Source organism: Pedobacter fastidiosus, assembly GCF_014306625.1.
Lineage (GTDB): Bacteria > Bacteroidota > Bacteroidia > Sphingobacteriales > Sphingobacteriaceae > Pedobacter > Pedobacter fastidiosus.
Window position 1 is genome coordinate 275325 of the sequence record NZ_JACRYL010000001.1, and the last position, 19063, is coordinate 294387.

Consider the following 19063-nt stretch of genomic DNA (forward strand, 5'->3'; position numbering starts at 1 on the left):
GAAGGGGGAACTACAGGCGAGGTGGAAATAGCGGTGCAAATAATTAATATCAAAAAAGTACATATTCCCAAGACCGTTAGAACGGAAAAGCCCCTTTAGGGGTTTGGGGTAAAATAGAAAGGAAAAGCCCCTTTAGGGGTTTGGGGTTATGATAAACCGCGACACGATAGATAAGATAATGGATACCGCTCGAATTGAGGAGGTAGTGGGAGATTTTGTGCACTTAAAAAAACGCGGAACAAGCTTAATTGGTAATTGCCCTTTTCATGGCGAAAAAACACCATCCTTTCACGTATCGGTAACCAAAGGGATTTATAAATGCTTTGGTTGCGGTAAAGGCGGTGATTCTGTGCGGTTTATTATGGATCACGAGAAATATTCGTATCCAGAAGCACTTAAGTTTTTAGCCAATAAATATAATATTGAGGTTGAGGAAACAGAACTTACTCCTCAAGATGCAGAAGCACAAAGCGCAAAGGAAAGTCTATATATCGTTTCACAATACGCATCAGCATTTTTTGTTAAGCAACTTTGGGAGACTGAAGAGGGCAAGGGCATTGGATTAAGCTATTTTAAAGAACGAGGTTTTAGAGAAGATATCCTTAAAAAGTTTGAAGTTGGTTACTCGCCCGATGTTTGGGATGCGATGACACAAAGCGCAATAAATGCTGGTCATAATCTGGAATTTTTGGAAGCCACGGGTTTATCCATTAAAAACGATAACGGCAAAATTTACGATCGCTTTCGAGGAAGGGTAATGTTCCCGATCCATAATTTTACAGGTAGAATTATAGGTTTCGGGGGTAGAACCCTCAAAACAGATAAAAATGTTCCTAAGTATGTTAACTCACCGGAGAGTGAAATTTATCATAAATCGAATGTACTTTATGGGTTATTCCATGCCAAAAAGGCAATTCGCGATACGGATAACTGCTATTTAGCTGAAGGATATGCCGATGTGCTTTCGGTTCATCAAGCCGGAATCGAAAACGTGGTAGCCTCATCAGGTACTTCTCTAACGGTTGAGCAGATTAAATTAATCGGTCGTTTTACGCAGAATGTAACCATACTATTTGATGGAGATGCGGCCGGAATAAAAGCCTCACTCCGGGGTTTGGATATGATTTTGGAAGAAGGACTCAATGTAAAAATTGTGTCTTTCCCTGACGGACATGACCCGGATTCTTACATGCATCACGTAGGTGCTGGAGCTTTCAAAACCTATTTAGAACAAAATAGAAAAGACTTTATCCTTTACAAAGCCAATGTTTTACTTAAGGATGCAGGAGATGATCCAATAAAAAGAGCAGGCATTATTAGAGATATTGTAGAGAGTATTGCAAAAATTCCTGATCAGATTAAAGCATCTGTTTTTATTCGGGAATGTAGCAGTCTTTTAGAAATTGAAGAAAGAATTTTACTGACCGAATTGAACAAAATGCGTTCGGCAAAAAGTAAAAAAACTTTTGAGAGCAATCAAAGAGCAAACCACAGCAGCAATAATTCCTATTCATCTGGAGCACCAGAGCCATTAGGTCCGCCGGATAATTTATGGGATGATCAGGCTGGCCCTGGGGAAGTACAACAAACTTCGGCAGAAGACCACCAAGAAAAAGAAGTTGTTCGTTTATTATTGGCTTATGGGCACGAATTTGTTAACTGGGATAGCATCGATGATATGTACATCGGTTCTTTTATTATGCAGAATTTAGCAGATGTCGATTTTGAAAACTCACTTTGTAAAAAAATAGTCGATTATTATAAATCTGAAATTGATAACGGAAGATTGCCGACAGCAAATCATTTTATAAAAAATGAAGATCGCGATATTGCAGATTTGGCCATTACCCTTTCAACTTCAGAATATGCGCTGAGCGAAAACTGGTTAAACAAACATCAGATTTACGTTAAAGATGAATCGATGCATTTAAAAGCAACAATTCTTGGCGGAATTTTTCACTTAAAAAAACACAAGGTTGATAAAATTTTATCTAATTTGTTAAGAGAAATTAAAGAAGAAAAAGATGCTGATAACCAAATAATTTTAATGCAACGTTACGGCGTAATTAAAGGTGTAGAGCGGGAGATTTCGAAATTTTTAGGTTCAGTTGTAGTAAAATAATTATCGATTTGGCCATTCATAACGATTTAGGGAAAGAAGGCGAGCAGATTGCCAAGCAACATCTAGAAGATAATGGTTACGAAGTTTTAGATGAAAACTGGGTTTATGGCAAAGCCGAAATAGATTTGATTGTTTACAAGGATGGAATAATGATTTTTGTTGAAGTTAAGACAAGAAGTTCTGTAGCATTTGGCGAACCTGAGGATTTTGTTCGCGAAGCTAAACAGAAACAGATGGAACTTGCTGCAACAGAATATATAGACATTATGAACCATCAAAATGATATTCGTTTTGATATTATTGCAATAACATTTACAAAAAATAAAAATTACACATTAAATCACATTGAAGATGCTTTTTGGCCAGAAGATTAAAAACCTATTTTTTATCGCAGTTTTAATTGCTTTTGCAAGTTCTTGTAAGGATTCACCATCAATTACCTATCGAAGCATTGTTTCGCCAATTATGGGCTTAAATGTTCCATCGGGTAATGAGATTGAAGTTAAAATTCAGTTTGGAAACGATAGAAAAGTTGATTCAGTTGTCTATCTATTGGATACGGTTAAAATTGAATCCAAAACAGATACTTCTATTTTAAAGCTTAAAACTGCAGGCTTAAAATTGGGTAATCACTTAATTACCGCAAAGGTTTTCGGCGAAGGAAAGTCAGATGATTTAACAACAAACATTAATATTTTACCAAATCAGGCGCCTGCACAATACACGTATAAAATTATTAAAAGTTTGCCACACGATACTTCATCTTATGTAGAAGGTTTGGAATATCATGATGGATTTTTTTACGAAAGTGCTGGAGACTATGGTCATTCGAGTTTGCGAAAAGTAGAGCCGTCAACAGGGAAAATTGTTCAGAAAGCAGATTTGGATAAAAAGTATTTTGGAGAAGGTATTACCGTAATCGGAAATAAAATCATTCAGCTTACTTACCGCGAAAAAATTGGGTTCGTTTATGATAAATCTACTCTGAAAAAAATAGCTGAGTTTCCTTATACACATGGTACGCAAGAAGGTTGGGGCTTGTATTTTGATGGTGATAAAGTCTTAAATACCGATGGGTCGGGTACTATATTTTTCTTAGATAAAAATACCTATCAGCCAATTGGTTCAATAGATGTTTTTGATAATAAAGGTGCCATTAAAGACCTAAATGAGCTTGAAGTTATTGACGGAAAAATTTATGCAAATGTTTATACAACCAATGATATCCTGATCATTAACCCGACTACTGGAGCGGTTGAAGCAAGAATAGATTTATCCGGATTACTGCCCGAAGGTTATTTTAAAACAGAAGAAGCGATTGGAAACAATGTGCTAAATGGAATTGCTTATGATAAAGCCACTAAAAGACTTTTTGTAGCTGGTAAGAAATGGCCACATATCTTCGAGATAAAAATCGTCAAGAAATAAAAATGGGAGTCAGTTTTTGGCTCCCATTTTTATTAATCATTCTCTTTAGGTTCGCTTAGATAGCCATTAAAGGTTATCGGTTGCTTATTTACGCTACTGGCAATGAGCGAAGCATAACCATTTGCCGAAATGTTAATCGTAAAACGATAATTTTCTCTCTTTACATCTTTTGTATTGATCTGGATGATGTATGAACCTTTCTTCGATTTAGATTCTGTATAAGTGAAGTCTTTTGAGGTAAATTTTATCCCGCCTTCCGAAGAATTATATGGCGCATTATAAGAGCGACCATAGAAAGGCAAATAAGCAATAACGCTATCCTTATTCACTTTTACATCATACTGCGAACCTGAAAGATTGATCATGCCTGCTCCTTGTCCGCCGGGCATTCTAGAGAGCACGTTGTTAAGGTCGGCGCTCGCCATTGGGATTGCTGTATTGGCAACAAACGTATAATTTTTATCGGCAACAATTTTAGCCGTAGTCTCTTTATTTGTTTGAGCAAAAGCTTGTGTGGCTAAACCAAACATCGCAATACTCATAAGAAATTTTAAATTTTTCATGATTAATATTTTTAATGAAATAACAACTTAATGATGTGCAAGCTTGTCGGATTCCATAAAATACGGCAACTCAAAATTTTTTTATATTTAAAGATACTCAATAATTCAGCCAAATAAAAAAGGCGATACCGTTAAAACAGTACCGCCTAACCCTAATAAAAACAAATTACTATGCTGTGGCAGAAAGAGTTGTCCCAGATACAGTGAGTGGGTAAGTTTTTAATGCGCTCGTAGTTCCACCATCATTTGGTTGTGCTAAAATGCTTCCTGTAGTTGTGTATCTTGATGCGTGTAAACTGCATTGAATAAAGTTGCTTGCTTGGATAAAATTTAATGAACCGCCTTGATGTGGGCAAGTTGCCTGTGTTGCTGCAAAAGATGTAGTTGCATTTCCGGCAGCCGTTCTAATAAATAAAATGCCACTTACAACAACTGATGCACCAACAGTTAAAAGTTGTGTGCCCAGATCTACACTCGCCGTTGTGCCAGAAGGTACGCCACCGCCACTTGGATTGTTTGGGGATGGATCATCGCCTTTTTTACCACAGCTAGATAAGCACGAACCCGTGCATACAAGGGCTATTCCTAAGCCCAAAGATTTAATAAAATCGTTACGTTCCATAATTCTGTTTTGTTAGTATATTTTAGATTGAAGGTCTTTATCTTTTGATTTGAACAAGGTGAAGTTTCTAGAAATTGTAAATCCAAACCGAACGCCACCATGTCTCCATGATTTTTTGGTGTCGGGTATAAAACTGTTTTCTGAGATAAATTCGGAGTTCATAAAGTTGAGAGAGAACACGTGTCCGCCTGTTTCTATTTCTAAACCTACGCCCAATGGATTATAAAATTTCTGCACCAAATCTATTGGCCTATTTATGCCATTAACCAAAGTGTAATCGGCAACAAACGATAATCTTTTGGTTAGTTTCACTCTACCAGCAAAGCCGATGCTGAACAAACTTTCTGGATCTTGTGTTTCAGTTGTGTTTTTTCTTAGCAATACCGATGGTGCAACCTGTAAAGAAATTCGTTGCGTTATTTTTCTGGAAAATATAGGTTGCAAAAAGTAAGTAAAACGATTGGCATAAGTTGTAAATTCTGTAGTTGTAAAGGGTTCTCTAGCAATCCATCCCATTTGCGCCAATAACGTAATATTTATTGGAATGTTTCCGGATTTCCCTCCGCCTTGCTCTAATAGTTTGTATTTTAAAAAGCCATTGTAAAGCTCATCATGCTTGCTTCTGCCTATGCTTACCGTTAATTTATCGGTAATGCCGTAATCAAATCCAATAAAAAGATCAGAAGCTACATCTAAACCATAAAGCGTGTGCGCACTCCCAAATTCACCGCCAATATCACCGAAATGGTGGCGAATACGCATATCAAGATCATGCTTCTTTTGAGTTTCTGTAGATTGTGAAAGTACAATCCGAGTTGATTTGAAAGTTGGATTCAGCACTTTTATTTTGGCTGTATCTGTCATGGATTTCAACAGAGAATCTGCAGATTGAGCATAAATGTTGCCGCTTAGTAAAACAGCAAAGCTAAGTAAAGTAGAAAATTTTAACATGTATTTAGGGCTTTTGAGTGAGTGTTCCATTTACTTTTACTGAAATTATCTTGGCTATTTTGGTGAATACCAATGTTGGAATTTCGATCCCATGATCTACACAAGTCACATCAAAACTCGAAGCAATTGTTGCAGCTCCGTTTTTAATAATAATTTTTGTGGGAATGTTTCTCGGTTTACTAACCCCATGAATGGTTAATGTCCCTTTTGCCAAAACATTATATTCGCCATCCTTTAACCAGTTAATATTGGGATCTATTATTCCCTTAAACCCTGCTGAAGCATATTTATCACTTTCCATATAGTTCTCGTTGAAATGTTCCTGCATTAGTTTCTTTTCAAATTCGAAACTTTTAATGGGTACTTGAAAGGCGAATTCTCCAGTTTTGGAAATTAACACAGCCGAAGTTTTACTGCTAGCCGCCTTGATATCTTCGATGGGCGTAGAAGAAAAAAATGAGGTTTTAACATTGCTCGCAATAAAGCTTTGGGCACTTACGGAGATACAAAGCATTAATAAAAATGCAGCGAAAAGAATTACTACAACCTGTTTTTTGTTAGTCATAACCGGAGTTTCTAGAATTTTATGTTTTGTTTATAAAAAATCTATCTATTGTGCCCGGTTAATATTTAACAATCAGAAATGAAAAACAGGGATGTATTTCACAATAGCAAAGATTTTCTATTTGAATTTCTATTGAATTCAGGTTGATTACGTTTGCTTCTGATTTTTGGTTGCTTAGTAAACTAAAAAAATAAATTATGTGAATGCCTTAAAACAAAAAATCCTGCTCAAAATGAATTGAGCAGGATTTTATAAGGAAATATTTTATTGTTATCTCCAAGCTTTATATTGATTGATTAGTCCGTTGGTAGAGCCATCATGACTAGAAATATCCTCATTACCTTTTAATTCTGGTAAGATTTTCTTCGCCAATTGTTTTCCCAATTCAACTCCCCATTGGTCGAAACTGAAAATATTCCAGATAATACCTTGAACAAATATTTTATGCTCGTACATGGCAACCAAGCTACCCAAACTATATGGAGTAATCTTTTTCAATAAAATTGAATTTGTTGGTCTATTGCCTTCAAAAACTTTAAATGGTGCTAACTGAGCAATTTCTGAATCCGTTTTGCCGTCTTTTTTTAATTCCGCTGAAACTTCTTCCTCGCTTTTACCATTCATCAAGGCTTCCGTTTGTGCGAAGAAATTAGATAATAAAATTTCGTGATGTTCGCCAAGTGGATTTAAACTTTGTGCCGGTGCAATAAAATCAGCAGGAATAATTCTTGTGCCTTGGTGAATTAATTGGTAAAATGCATGTTGGCCATTCGTTCCTGGCTCACCCCAAATAATAGGCCCAGTTTCGTAATCAACTTCATTTCCATTTCTATCCACATGTTTACCATTACTTTCCATATCTCCCTGTTGGAAATAGGCAGAAAAACGGTGTAAATATTGATCGTAAGGTAAAATGACCTGTGTTTCTGCATTGTAGAAATTGATGTACCAAACCCCAAGTAAACCTAAAATAACAGGTAGATTGTTTTCAAATTCAGCGGTTTTAAAATGATTATCCGTTGCATGCGCACCCGCCAAAAGTTGTTTAAAGTTATCAAAGCCGATGCTTAATGAAATTGATAATCCAATTGCGCTCCATAAAGAATAACGACCGCCAACCCAATCCCAAAACTCGAACATATTTTCGGTGTCAATGCCGAAAGCAGAAACATCTTTTGCATTGGTAGATAATGCTGCAAAATGTTTGGCAATATCATCTTCCTTACCACCTTTTTCTAAAAACCATGAACGAGCAGAATGTGCATTAGTCATGGTTTCTTGTGTGGTAAATGTTTTCGAAGCCACTAAGAATAGAGTTGTTTCCGCGTCTAAATTTTCAAGTGTTTCTGCTATATGTGTTCCATCGATATTTGAAACGAAGTGGATATTTAAATGATTTTTATAATGTTTTAAAGCTTCGGTAACCATCACAGGGCCTAAATCAGACCCACCAATTCCAATGTTTACTATGTCGGTAATTGCTTTGCCGGTGTAACCTTTCCACTCACCACTAATAATGCTGTTGCTAAATTTTTCCATTTTGGCAAGCACTGCGTTCACTTCTGGCATTACATCTTTTCCATCAACCAGAATTGGTGTATTGCTTAGGTTACGCAAAGCGATGTGAAGTACCGAACGATCTTCAGTTTCGTTAATTTTATCGCCATTGTACATCGCCTTAATTGCCTCGTCTAATTTACATTCGCGAGCCAATTGCATTAATAAAGCTAGGGTTTCATCACTAATTCTATTTTTACTGTAGTCTAATAAAATATCCTCAAAAAAAACTGAAAACTTTGTAAAACGATCTGCGTCTTCAGCAAAAAGAGACGCAATGCTTTTTTGATTAATATCTATAAAATGATCAGCCAGATATTTATAGGCTTCGGTTTCTGTAAAATTAATTTTAGGTAACATAATCTTTTGAGTTTTCTGTAAAAGTAATAAAGCAAAAATTTAAAACTGTCTTTTTAATGTTCAAAAAGATAGAATTTTTAATTTGGAACAAACAACGTAACTTGGTTATAAAATCATCCTAACAAGAATTGTTATTAAAATTAATGTAAACTAAACTATCATGTTAGAAAATTTAAATGAATTGGTACGTGAAAACGTTCAAGAAACTGTTGTAAACAATAGTGAAATTCCAAATGAGCACAACGAGGCTGTAATTCAGGCTGCATCAGGATCAATTTTTGATTCTTTGAAAGATCAATTATCATCAGGAAATATTGGCTCACTTGCTGAGATTTTTAATGGAGGTAATGCCGATGGTTCTGCAGTTTCGCAACAGGCTTCGGGAAGTTTTATCGATAAACTGAGTGGTTTGGGCATAAACGCAGAAACCGCAAGAAATCTTGCTTCAACTATAATTCCTGGTATAATCGGAAAACTAACACAGAAAACCGCTGATCCAAATGATAGCTCATTCAATATTAAGGATATTTTGGGGAATCTTTCTGGCGGTGCCGATGGTAAATTCGATGTTAATGATGTAATCGGAATGTTTAACGGTGGACAAAACCAACAACCCGGACAGGCTGGAGCTACTCCAAATGAAGGAGGTATTTTAGATAAGCTTAAAGGAATGTTTAATTAAGGTTGTTAAATAATATTATACTTAGGATCACGATAATATTGTGATCCTAAGTATATCGAAGAAATTAAGGTTATTGAAATCATTTCGACAAGGTCAATCTGATTAAGTCTTAATAGATTTATAATAGCATATCTTTTCATTTTGTAATCATTTTCTCTCCTTAAAATTTGCTAGATTAGAACATAATTTAATCCCAAACTAAATTCTGTATGAAAAGACTTTACTTTTTACTTTTTTCATTAATTTCTTTCGGCGCTTTCGCTCAAAAAACTGAACAAAGAACTATTGTTTCCAAAAAAGCCGATGCAATTGAACAAAAAGTTATCGCTTGGCGGAGAGATTTTCACGAACATCCAGAATTAGGGAATAATGAAATAAGAACAGCTGGTATTATAGCTAAACATTTAGAATCTTTAGGAATAAAAGTAACAACAGGAGTTGCAAAAACTGGCGTTGTTGGTATTTTAAAAGGTGGTAAACCCGGTCCTGTAGTTGCGCTTCGAGCCGATATGGATGGATTACCTGTTACCGAAAGAGTAGATGTTCCTTTTGCTTCTAAAGTAAAAGCACAATATAACGGACAAACAGTTGGCGTAATGCATGCTTGCGGTCATGATAGCCATGTTGCGATTTTAATGGGTGTAGCAGAAGTGCTTTCTTCTATGCAAAAAGACATTCAAGGAACTGTTAAGTTTATATTTCAGCCTGCAGAAGAAGGGGTTTCTGCTGGTGAAGAAGGTGGAGCAGCATTAATGGTTAAAGAAGGTGTTTTGGAAAATCCAAAGGTTGATGTAATTTTTGGTCTTCACATTAATTCTCAAACTGAAGTTGGCACGGTTACCTATCGCCCCGGCGGAACAATGGCGGCAGTTAACGATATGAAGATTACAATTACCGGCAGACAGGCACATGGCGCTTACCCGTGGAGCAGTATTGATCCAATTGTTACTTCTGCACAGATCATCAATAACCTTCAAACCATTGTAAGTAGAAATTTAAACGTAACCGAAAATCCTGGTGTAGTTACAATCGGGGCAATAAATGGTGGCGTTCGCTCTAATATTATTCCAGAAAAGGTAGAGATGTTGGGTACGGTTAGAAACTTTAGCAAGGAAGATGAAGCGATGTTTATCGATAGAATAAAAACGATTGTGACTAAAACGGCTGAAGCAAATGGCGCAACTGCCGAAGTTAAAATTCCTTACAGCAATCACTATCCAGTAACTTTTAACAATATTGCATTAACCGAAAAAATGTTGCCAAGTATGCAGGCAACGGCTGGTGCAGACCATGTGAAATTAAAACCTCCGGTTACAGGCGCAGAAGATTTTTCATTCTTTCAAGAAAAAGTGCCCGGATTATTCGTGTTTTTAGGTGGTATGCCTAAGGGTGGCGACCCTTTAAAAGCGCCATCCCATCATACACCAGATTTTTATCTAGATGAAAGTGGATTCGTTTTAGGGGTTAAACTCCTATCTAACCTAACGCTTGATTATATGGCAATGAAGAAGTAAATTATTTTTCAAATAAAAAAAGGGCTGTAAAATATTTTTACAGCCCTTTTGTGGTTCAATAGGTTCTTTTATTTTCTAACTCTTGCATTGTGTTTTTTCGCATAAATGTTGCGACTTAACTTTGCCTCGTCTCTTGCTACTTTTTTCTTTTCGGCTAAGGTTACTTTTCCGTCGGCTCTTGCATCTTTAACATCAGCTTTCAGATCTTTATTGTCCGTTCTAATGTCTTTAACTTCTGCCTTGGTAAGTTCGCCACTTTTAACACCTTCTTTAACCCTTTTTTTATCCAGTTTATGGATTTCTTTTGCAGTTTTTGCTGGTGCAGTTTGTGCAAATGCAAATGAGCTTACTGCTATACTTGCAATAATTAAAGCTCCTGATAATTTCATTTTCATAATTTATATGTGTTTATGTTTAGTAGCATAGACGAGTGTCTTTGTAAAAAGTTTAATACATAAAATTATTTCTTTACTGCTTTCTTGCCAAACTGCCTTGGGTAATAAGAAAAAGTGGTCATAAAGTATTGCTGGAGAACATTTCGAGATCCTATGGTAAAGCTATTTCCACTGCCATAATTTATAATATTAGTATTCTGGTGGAGTATGTCTAAAGCCGAGAGCTTAAATTCAGCATTATTTCCTTTTAAAAAACGATAAACCGCATTGGCATTCCAAATGGTAAAATTTATATCGTTAGCGTTTGATGAAGAACTTTGGTTGAAGCTGATGTTGGTGTTAAGCGTAAATTTCTTGGTAACGTTGTAGCTGGAGCTTAATGTACTGGCCTTATTTACGCCACTATATACCGTATTAAAAGCCTCCTGTTTCGATTGATAAGTTCCATAGGTTTGGCCAATAGCAAGTGCTAGATAGCTTTTATAGGTATAATTTACAGTGACGCTAGTATTTGTGTTAAAGTTTTTTGAGAAGGCAAATAGAGAATTAGTATATCCGGGTGTTTTTGTATTACTAATTTGCGTATTTAAATTAATCTGCAATTCTGATGTTTTAAATTTAAAGGCTTTACGAGCATCGCCATAAAAATTTAAATATCTGTTGCCATTTGCATTGGTTAAAAAATTAGTTCTTCGGTTTTGATTATCAATAAATGTGCTATCAACTATCTGGTCATTTGTAAAACCAACTATCATGCTTAAATTGTAGTTAAGCGTGTTTTTATTGGTTTGGTCATAATGATTTAAGCTTAAACTAATCTCACGATCTACCGCCTCCTTTAAGTTTAAATTTCCTCTTTGCAACGAATACAAATTGGTACTATCTGTTAGCGGTGCCAATTGATCTAGAGATGGGATTCTAACTTTTGTATTAAAACTTAAGCTATAGCTCTTATAATATTCGCCAAACTGATTGTCCGAATAACTAATAGCAACATCAGGCATAAATCTTTGATAATTCTTTGTGATGTTTTGAAACGATTGTTGAGATCTATTTTCTTGATGGATGAATTTCTGCTTTGGTGCAAAGTTTAAACTTAGGTTTTTATTATAGCGGTTTGATAGATTTTTGTAAAAGGACTTACTTATTGTTAATCCAGGCGTTTCTTCTATATAGTTGGTTTCAACATGATTGCTTAGGTAAGCATTATTAATGTAAATATTGGTTATTGTGTTCAAATCTTGAACTTGATTATCATCTTTTCTGTTGTTTAAATTAAGGGAGTTTGATAATTGAAAATCGATTCCCCCGAGATCACTTTTTCCAAATAATAACGATTTTAGATTAGGTAAATCTATGTTGATTTGTTGGTTAACTTCATTGTACGTGGTTTCATAACGGCGGTCAAATTTTCTGTTCGATGTGGCATCAGTAAAAGAAGTGAAATCCGTTAAATTTGATCTGTTACTTTGATTGTCAGTAACTGTAATTCCATAAGATACATTTACGCCCTTTATCAGTTGCTTAGGTTTCATATAATTTTGTGAGAGTCGAAAATCTACCTGAAAGTTAAATCTAGAATTATCAAAGCTATTTTGGTTGAAAGTATTATTCGTGCTGGTGAGTACATTCTGGGTGTTTAGCGCATTTCTAAATGTTTCATTTATGTTTTCTCCCTTGTTTTTAGAAAAATTATGGCTCATGGTAAGGGCTTTGTTTTTCTTAGTCAATTCATATTTTGCATCAAAAATTTGTCTATTATTTATCGATGAAGTTGTATTGGTATTTTGCTCAAAGATTTTATCAGTTGCGTTGATGGATGTAGTGGTTTCAGAATCGCTTACGAAATCATTATTTGTGTTTTGAATAAAATAACTAGATGTTACCGTATTCTTATTTTCCCAAGTGGGCTTCTCTACAAAATTATAAGTAAACTTTACGCCTCCAGCATTAGGTTGGTTAATACCTGATGCTCTAAAATCTGGCTGATACTCTACATTTGTTCCAACACCCTTAAAAGTGCTATTATTAATTAGCGTGTTTATGCCATTAAGTGATTTGTTAATGTTATTACTGGCTCCAACAATTGCCAATTGCATTTTTGGAGAGAAAACATTAAAACTGGCATCAGCCTCATATCGATGATCTGTTCCATAACCACCTCCAATCTTGCCGAAGAAACCGAGTTCCTTCCCTTTTTTTAATCTTAAGTTTACTGTCAATGTAGAATCTAGTGGATTACTTTTATCCTTTACCGTATTATAAACCTGTATTTTCTCCAAAGCATTTTTGGCAATATTTTGCGTAGCCACCTTTACATCACCACCAAAGAAAGGCTTTCCGTTAACCAATACGCTTTTTACCTCTCTACCATTAACTGTAATTTGGCCATCTCCCCAAAGCGTAACATTCGGAATTTTTCGTAGCAAATCTTCAACAACAGCATTGCTATCTAGCTTAAATGCAGCCGCATTAAATTCCAATGTATCTCCATTCATCGTGATGGGCGGGACGGTAACAGTTACTTCCTCAAGAGTGTTATCTTTTGGATTAATAATTATTGTACCTAAATCAACGAAATTTTTATCGCTGGGGATGGTAAATTTTTTCCTCAATGTTTGATAACCTACATGACTAGCATCTAACCTCAACGATACGCCAACTGGAAGGTTTTTGAAACTGAATTCCCCATAATTATTGCTAATTTGATAGCTAATCAGGCTACTATCTGATAGTTTGTAAACTGAAACTGTTGCCGATTTTAAAGCATAATTATGAGCCGTATCTCGCAAGATACCTTTTGTAGAGCCAGGTAAAGTGGGTTTACTTTGTTGCCCTGAGGCATTATTTATAGTTATCGCAAATGTAAACGCAAGAACTATTTTAAGAAGATTGAGCATGAGAGCGCTTTAGTTTTTTTTAGGTTTTAATTGTATGATGATTGGGTTGCTTTTTTTGTTTTGGGTTTCAAAAAACTTGGTTAATACAGGATCATACTTTCTATCCTTCCCAACATTTAAATCCTTAAAAGTAAAAAGAGCAAGAGAAGAATAACTAGTGTATAAATAGCCATTTTCGTAAGAATGAAAGCCATTATTGGTAAAATCATAAAATGAGCCTCCATCGGTTACAGGTAAAAACTGAGAGAGTGTATCAGGCTCAAGATTTTTTAAAGATGTTAAATCTCCATTTTTGAGGTTGTACACGAGTGCATTTTTTTTATCTTGACTCCATCCCCAGCTGTTGGTTTTGAAATAAATATTGTCGCCAATTAAATATGGATTACTGATGCCATAAATTTGATTAGGATTTTTCTCAAAATATTCAACCCTCTTTTTCTTATACTCAGTCATATCCATAAAATTTTTCGGAATGGAAATACTTGCGGGGAAGATGATGCGATAAGCTAAAGAAACTGTTTTAGGCTTAATTTTATAGAGATTATATTCGTAATATCTAATGTAAAATAACTCATTAGCTGTTCCATAATCCGTAACGGGATTGCCACCTCCCATATATTGATCCTTCTCAAATCGCTCAGATTCAAAAGGAAAATAAAGCCCTACTTCTTTCTTGTTATTTAAGATTGCAATTTCATAGTTTGTACTATCCTTTCCATTTTTGTAGATATGGAATGGTGCAATGGTGGTTATACTATCGGCAAATTTAATATATCTGTCTTCCGCATTTCTTTTTCCTACAGCCTCCTTTTTAACCAACTTTCCGTCTAAATCAAAAAAGAAATAGTTTTTCCCAGATGATATTCTGATTAACGATTCGTCTTTGTTTTTGATTAGGTTAAAGCCATAAAAAACCTGTTTGTCTTTCTCGTTTGCATCAGCAGTAACCTTACTGCTATTTACCTTTGCCCTATACTTACCATCTTTATTAAAAATGAGTACTGATTTTGTGTCGTAATCATAAATTACATAAGAATCTTTTGTTGTTCGAAGTTGGCTTATAGATCCAAATAAACTTTCTTTAGTGGTTTCCAGTGGGATGAATTTTACCTCCTCGAAAATTTGCGAAACGGCAGCGCCACGGGCAGCATCAGGATCAATTCGGAGCGTTACCATTTCGGAACTGTCTACTTTACTGGTTTGGGCTAGGATGTTGAATGCAAATAACAAGCACACAAAAATGGATGAGAGTGTTTTTTTGAGCATTGATTAATAAATGATGAGTAAAAAATATTATCTAACAGGAATAAGAAAAGGCTAAGACCGTTTTTATATCAAAATTTAATTTTCCTTGATCTGATTAGAAATATGAAATTACTAAATTATTAGTTGTTAAAGAATTTATTTTGAGGTTTAACATACTTTTAACATAAACTAAATCGATTTTCTATGTTTACCAAATTCAAATTCATGATCCGTAGGTATTCTCTAATTCGATCTCTTATTAAGATTTAAGCCTATCATTACGTGTTATAAATTATATAATCATTGTTATATTTGCCTCATGACAAAAGAACAATTGCAGGATTTAAGAGACAGAATTACGTCTCTGAGGAGGCATCTTTGACGTTGATGAGCTACTTTACGCGATTCGCGAAGAAGAAAAATTAACAATGGCGCCCGATTTCTGGGACGATCCAAAAAAAGCAGAAAAAATTTTAGCAGAAATTAGTTCAAAGAAAAAGTGGACTGATGGTTTTACCAGTACAAATAATGCGGTTGAAGATTCGGCCGTAATGTTTGATTTTTTCCAATCTGGCGATGCTTCTGAAGAGGAACTTAACGACCAATTCGAAGCTAGCAAACAAGCTGTTGAAGAGTTGGAACTCAAAAACATGCTCCGCAATAAGGAAGATCAACTCTCGGCAGTAATGCAAATTACAGCAGGCGCCGGTGGTACCGAAAGTTGCGATTGGGCATATATGCTGATGCGGATGTACATGATGTGGGGCGAGAAAAACGGTTATAAAATAACCGAACAGGATAGTCAGGAAGGGGAGATTGCCGGAATAAAATCGGTTACGCTTCAATTTGACGGTGATTTTTCTTACGGTTATTTAAAAGGCGAAAATGGTGTTCATCGTTTAGTTCGTATTTCACCATTCGATTCAAATGCTCGCCGCCATACTTCGTTTGCTTCAGTTTATGTGTATCCTTTGGTTGATGAAACCATCCAGATTGATATTAATCCGGCTGATATAGAATTCGAAACTTTTAGGGCTGGTGGTGCTGGTGGGCAAAACGTAAACAAGGTAGAAACTGCGGTTCGTTTATATCACAAACCATCAGGAATTATAATCAAGAATCAAGAATCGAGGTCGCAATTACAGAACAAGGAAAATGCAATTCGATTATTAAAATCACAGTTGTACGAAATCGAAGAACGTAAGCGTAACGATGCAATTGCTTTGGTAGAAGGTTCGAAAAAGAAAATCGAGTGGGGATCTCAAATTAGAAGTTATGTTTTGGATGACAGGCGAGTAAAAGATCACCGAACAAACTATCAAACTTCAAACCCACAAGCGGTATTGGATGGCGATATTAACGAATTTTTGAAGGCATATTTAATGGAATTTTAAAATAAATAAAATGGCAAAATCAATCCTTTTTTCAATCTTGTTTTTCACAATGGCAACAATTTCGCAAGCACAACAGGTTATTCCGCTGTATGCAGATGGAATCCCTGGCGCAAAACCAACACCTGCAGATTATATCGAAAATACTGAAACCCGTGCAAACGGAACTTTAAGCATTACAAAGGTTTCTATCCCAACCTTAACCATTTTCGAGGCGCCAAAGAATATTGCAACAGGAACTGCTGTTATTATTTGTCCAGGTGGTGGGTACAGTGCTTTAGCTTTCAGTCATGAAGGAACAGATGTTGCCAAACGTTTCAACGCAATCGGAGTTACAGCTTTCGTTTTAAAATACCGTTTGCCAAGCGATTTGATCATGGTTGATAAAACTTATGCCTGTTTACAAGATGCACAACAAGCCATTTATCTAGTTAAAAAGAATGCCAAGAAATATGGCATTAAAGCACACAAAGTTGGGATTATGGGTTTCTCGGCAGGTGGTCATTTTGCTTCGACATTACTTACCCATTACAACGATTTAAAAATTGCCGATAAGGAGAAACTGAGCCTTCGTCCGAGTTTTTCTGCATTAATTTACCCGGTAATTAGTTTCGAGGAATCTGTTCATACCGGTACAATGAAAAACTTGTTAGGTCCAAATCCTCCAGATAGTTTAAAACATTATTTCTCGGCGAACAAAAATGTAACCACCAAAACAGCACCAACTTTTTTGGTTCATGCTAAAGATGATAAAACCGTTCCGGTAGAAAATAGCATTTTGATGAATGAGGCATTGAAAAATAAAAATGTACCCACAGACATATATTTATATGAAAAAGGTGGACATGGTTTTGGCTTAATTAACAAAACATCAGATGTAGATTGGTTTAATCTTTTGGCCACTTGGATGAAGAAAGAAAAACTTTAATATATTTGCAGCCAGATAATTATCCTCTCAATCAGAAAACTTTATGAATAACACGCTCAAATTTGTAATGGTTGGCTTCGTTGCCATCATTTCTATTGCTAGTTGCAAAAAAGAGATCGACTTTAACGCAGGCAAAAGCAATAACTGCCAACTTACAACTTTAACAGCAGACTTAGGTGTGCTAGGAAAGTATATCATCAATTATTTTTACGATGCTTCTGGCAAAATATCAAAAGCAACTAGCGATGGGCAAACCAATACTTACGCCTATAGTACAAATAAAATTACAGCCACTGATGAAGATGGTTACGTTGCTGAAATTATTTTAGAAAACGGTAGGGCAGTATCTAGCGGGAGCGATGGTGTAATTGTTTCAGGTGGAATTTCTTACGATTACACTCGAAAATATACTTATAACGCTGAAGGGTATTTAATTGAAGTTAAAAATTATTTGGACGGAGATTTAAATTCTACTGATGTTCTAACTTATTCTAACGGAAATTTGGTAAAAGGAGTTTCTACAGAGGCAAATGGTGGGTATGTTTCTACTACCGTTTATAGCTATTCAACAGAGACTGCTCAAAATACCTATGAAATTGCAGACCCACTTTCTTATCACGTAGATTATTTTCCTGGTGGATATTATGGAAAGCAATCTAAAAATGTGCTAACTAAAACTTCTACCAAAACGGTAGATTCTAGTGGAAATCCATTTACGGATGATATCGTTAATTATACCTATCAATTTGATGCAAAAGGCAATGCAAGTTCGCTTACATTTACTCAAGTAACGAATTTCTATCCATCAAGCGGCCCAATAACAACCGATACTTACACTACTAAGTTTAACATAGCTTATAACTGTAAATAATTTATTAAACCATATTAAAAAAAAGCTCGAAGTTTTCAATAAACTTTCGAGCCTTTTTTTATTCCTTTCCTACCTCTGCAATTATATTTTGCAACTCATTTAACTCGGCAACTTTTTCAGTTGCACCTGCATTTTCATAAGCAGAAATTAAATTTCTAATTACCCTACGGATGATGTCTGTGTTGCTACAAGGCCTGTAGTATTCTGGTAAAGCTTCTAAATTTAGCTGGCGAAGAAATTGATCAACATCATGTTTACCGAAGATATTTCCCCGATTAAAAGCATTTATATAAAATAGAACTCCATATTCAGTACCTTCTTGCTTGCTATCATCAATATAACCTAAAATAAAATGCTGAGGTAAGTTGATGCCATAAACCGGTAAATCCAATTTTTGTGCAAGCGTAGAATAAATAATTGCCAATGTAATTTGATTTCCCTTTTTGCTTTCTAAAACTTGATTGAGGTAAGAGTTTTGAGGATCGTGGTGATTTTTGGTGTTCCCACCGAAACCATATTGCTGATATAAAACATGGTTAATCAATTTAACTTTCTCAACCGAACTCATTTCATACTGTAAACCAAGCCAGATATCGCGTTTAATTTCTTCAATCTGATTAATAATTTTTTGCTCATCCAAATCCGGATATTGGTAACGGTTAATAATCATTGCGCCTTGCAACAAATCAAAAGCACCACTTAAATACCAAAGATTTAAATCCTCCTTAACGGTATTAAACTGAATCTGATGAACAATATTTTCAATTCGTTCCTGTAAAAGCGCATCAAATGATTGTTCCCAAGCGTTTTCTAAAAAGTGGATAACTTCGCCGCCATATTCGAGCAATTTTTTCTCTACATGCTGATAAATCTCTTCATCAGGATCATCAAGCAATTTAACTAAAGCACTTATCTCTGCTATATTTTCCATAAAACATACATACGTTTGCGGTGTTTAATTACTTTTGC

The 19063-nt window shown here is 35.4% G+C and carries 17 protein-coding genes; 8 read left to right on the forward strand and 9 right to left on the reverse strand.

Going from position 1 to position 19063, the window contains the following annotated elements; translation table 11 throughout:
- Positions 1 to 148: 148 nt before the first annotated feature.
- Genes dnaG through H7U22_RS01235 form a run of 3 tightly spaced genes read left to right on the forward strand, consistent with a single transcriptional unit; the run spans position 149 to position 3550 of the window.
- Complete coding sequence (dnaG, locus tag H7U22_RS01225) at positions 149 to 2122, forward strand: DNA primase (RefSeq protein WP_187069515.1); 1974 nt, start codon at positions 149 to 151, stop codon at positions 2120 to 2122.
- An 8-nt stretch (positions 2123 to 2130) separates the two neighbouring features.
- The gene (locus H7U22_RS01230; RefSeq protein ID WP_187069516.1) at positions 2131 to 2496 is read left to right on the forward strand and encodes a YraN family protein; all 366 of its coding nucleotides are present in this window, start codon (positions 2131 to 2133) and stop codon (positions 2494 to 2496) included.
- On the forward strand, positions 2474 to 3550 hold the full coding sequence (locus H7U22_RS01235) for a glutaminyl-peptide cyclotransferase (RefSeq protein ID WP_187069517.1): 1077 nt from the start codon (positions 2474 to 2476) through the stop codon (positions 3548 to 3550). The genes H7U22_RS01230 and H7U22_RS01235 overlap by 23 nt, the downstream gene beginning before the upstream one ends.
- 32 nt (positions 3551 to 3582) lie before the next feature.
- On the opposite strand, the gene H7U22_RS01240 is transcribed toward H7U22_RS01235, so the two are convergent.
- From H7U22_RS01240 to pgi, 5 genes are all read right to left on the reverse strand, one after another.
- Positions 3583 to 4113 carry a DUF4251 domain-containing protein gene (locus H7U22_RS01240; protein WP_187069518.1) on the reverse strand — a complete coding sequence of 177 codons (531 nt, stop codon included), beginning with the start codon at positions 4111 to 4113 and terminating at the stop codon, positions 3583 to 3585.
- 169 nt (positions 4114 to 4282) lie between these two features.
- Positions 4283 to 4735: a QcrA and Rieske domain-containing protein gene (locus H7U22_RS01245; protein ID WP_187069519.1), complete on the reverse strand. Its 453-nt coding sequence runs from the start codon at positions 4733 to 4735 to the stop codon at positions 4283 to 4285.
- A gap of 12 nt (positions 4736 to 4747) precedes the next feature.
- Positions 4748 to 5686, reverse strand: a complete 939-nt coding sequence (locus H7U22_RS01250) for a DUF5777 family beta-barrel protein (RefSeq protein WP_187069520.1) — start codon at positions 5684 to 5686, stop codon at positions 4748 to 4750.
- A gap of 4 nt (positions 5687 to 5690) precedes the next feature.
- On the reverse strand, positions 5691 to 6251 hold the full coding sequence (locus H7U22_RS01255) for a YceI family protein (RefSeq protein WP_187069521.1): 561 nt from the start codon (positions 6249 to 6251) through the stop codon (positions 5691 to 5693).
- A 270-nt stretch (positions 6252 to 6521) separates the two neighbouring features.
- A complete protein-coding gene (pgi, locus tag H7U22_RS01260; RefSeq protein ID WP_187069522.1) occupies positions 6522 to 8168 on the reverse strand; it encodes a glucose-6-phosphate isomerase in 1647 nt (548 codons plus the stop codon).
- A gap of 160 nt (positions 8169 to 8328) precedes the next feature.
- Here pgi and H7U22_RS01265 point away from each other — a divergent pair, with 160 nt between their 5' ends.
- The gene (locus H7U22_RS01265; RefSeq protein WP_187069523.1) at positions 8329 to 8850 is read left to right on the forward strand and encodes a hypothetical protein; all 522 of its coding nucleotides are present in this window, start codon (positions 8329 to 8331) and stop codon (positions 8848 to 8850) included.
- A gap of 209 nt (positions 8851 to 9059) precedes the next feature.
- Positions 9060 to 10364: an amidohydrolase gene (locus tag H7U22_RS01270; protein ID WP_187069524.1), complete on the forward strand. Its 1305-nt coding sequence runs from the start codon at positions 9060 to 9062 to the stop codon at positions 10362 to 10364.
- Between the two features lie 68 nt (positions 10365 to 10432).
- On the opposite strand, the gene H7U22_RS01275 is transcribed toward H7U22_RS01270, so the two are convergent.
- The 3 genes from H7U22_RS01275 to H7U22_RS01285 form a co-directional block, all read right to left on the reverse strand.
- Positions 10433 to 10759: a hypothetical protein gene (locus tag H7U22_RS01275; RefSeq protein ID WP_187069525.1), complete on the reverse strand. Its 327-nt coding sequence runs from the start codon at positions 10757 to 10759 to the stop codon at positions 10433 to 10435.
- Positions 10760 to 10824: 65 nt separating this feature from the next.
- Entirely contained in the window at positions 10825 to 13659 is a 2835-nt protein-coding gene (locus H7U22_RS01280; RefSeq protein ID WP_187069526.1) for an outer membrane beta-barrel protein, read from the reverse strand.
- Positions 13660 to 13668: 9 nt separating this feature from the next.
- Positions 13669 to 14925 (reverse strand): 6-bladed beta-propeller, encoded by a 1257-nt coding sequence (locus H7U22_RS01285; RefSeq protein WP_187069527.1) that lies wholly within the window; start codon positions 14923 to 14925, stop codon positions 13669 to 13671.
- Positions 14926 to 15223: 298 nt separating this feature from the next.
- On the opposite strand from H7U22_RS01285, the gene prfB reads away from it, so the two are divergent.
- The 3 genes from prfB (at position 15224) to H7U22_RS01300 (ending at position 18094) form a co-directional block, all read left to right on the forward strand.
- A protein-coding gene (gene prfB, locus H7U22_RS01290; protein WP_187069528.1) for a peptide chain release factor 2 occupies positions 15224 to 16298 on the forward strand; the annotation gives its coding sequence in 2 pieces (ribosomal slippage) (positions 15224 to 15283 and positions 15285 to 16298; 1074 coding nt in all).
- A gap of 10 nt (positions 16299 to 16308) precedes the next feature.
- The gene (locus H7U22_RS01295; RefSeq protein ID WP_187069529.1) at positions 16309 to 17223 is read left to right on the forward strand and encodes an alpha/beta hydrolase; all 915 of its coding nucleotides are present in this window, start codon (positions 16309 to 16311) and stop codon (positions 17221 to 17223) included.
- 43 nt (positions 17224 to 17266) lie between these two features.
- Positions 17267 to 18094: a hypothetical protein gene (locus H7U22_RS01300; protein WP_187069530.1), complete on the forward strand. Its 828-nt coding sequence runs from the start codon at positions 17267 to 17269 to the stop codon at positions 18092 to 18094.
- A gap of 58 nt (positions 18095 to 18152) precedes the next feature.
- On the opposite strand, the gene H7U22_RS01305 is transcribed toward H7U22_RS01300, so the two are convergent.
- Complete coding sequence (locus H7U22_RS01305) at positions 18153 to 19025, reverse strand: transglutaminase-like domain-containing protein (protein ID WP_187069531.1); 873 nt, start codon at positions 19023 to 19025, stop codon at positions 18153 to 18155.
- Between the last annotated feature and the right edge of the window lie 38 nt (positions 19026 to 19063).